The 979-nt window shown below is 67.5% G+C and carries 1 protein-coding gene; it reads left to right on the top strand.

All coding sequences use genetic code 11. From position 1 onward, the window contains the following. Positions 1 to 11 precede the first annotated feature (11 nt). On the top strand, positions 12 to 979 hold a 968-nt coding region (gene asnB, locus ACFOSH_RS44620; protein ID WP_378248009.1), incomplete at its 3' end, for an asparagine synthase (glutamine-hydrolyzing).

Genomic DNA, 979 nt, shown 5'->3' with positions numbered 1-979 from the left:
GGGAGGTAGCGATGTGCGGAATCGCAGGGTGGGTCTCCTTCGGCACGGACCTGACACAACGCCGTGAAGTCATCGACGCGATGACCGCGACCATGGCGTGCCGCGGGCCGGACGACTCGGGCACCTGGGTACGGCCCCAGGTCGCGCTGGGTCACCGGCGGCTGGCGATCATCGACCTGCCGGGCGGCAGGCAGCCAATGGCCGAAGCCGGGCTGGCCGCGATGGTCTACAGCGGTGAGGCGTACAACTTCACCGAGCTGCGCGAGGAACTTTCCAAGCGGGGCCACAAATTCGAGACCGACAGCGACACCGAGGTCGTGCTCCACGGCTACCTGGAGTGGGGCGACGAGGTCGTCGATCACCTCAACGGGATGTACGCCTTCGCGATCTGGGACGAGCGCGACGAGAAGCTCGTGATGATCCGCGACCGCATGGGCATCAAGCCGTTCTACTACTACCCGACCCCGGACGGCGTCCTGTTCGGCTCCGAACCGAAGGCGATCCTCGCGAACCCCTTGGCACGCAAGGTGGTCGACACCGACGGCCTGCGCGAGCTGATGACGATGACCAAGACCCCGGGCTGGTCGCTGTGGAAGGGCATGTACGAGGTCGGGCCGGGCACGATCGTCACCGTCGACCGCTCCGGGATCCGCACGCGGACGTACTGGAAGCTCGACGCGAAGCAGCACACGGACGACCAGGAGACCACGGTCGAGCGGGTCCGCGAGCTGATGACCGACATCGTGCACCGTCAGCTGATCGCCGACGTGCCCCGCTGCGTCCTGCTGTCCGGCGGCCTGGACTCCAGCGCCGTCACCGGTCTCGCCGCCGCGCGGCTGGCCGAACAGGGCGAACGGCTGCGCACGTTCTCGGTCGATTTCCAGGGCCAGGAAGACAACTTCCAGCCGGACGAGATGCGGGACACCCCGGACTCGCCCTTCATCCGCGACGTGGCGCAACTGGTCGGCTCCGACCACAA

The organism is Amycolatopsis speibonae (assembly GCF_042647925.1).
Classification (GTDB): Bacteria; Actinomycetota; Actinomycetes; order Mycobacteriales; family Pseudonocardiaceae; genus Amycolatopsis; species Amycolatopsis speibonae.
This window is presented reverse-complemented; position numbering and strand designations above follow the sequence as displayed.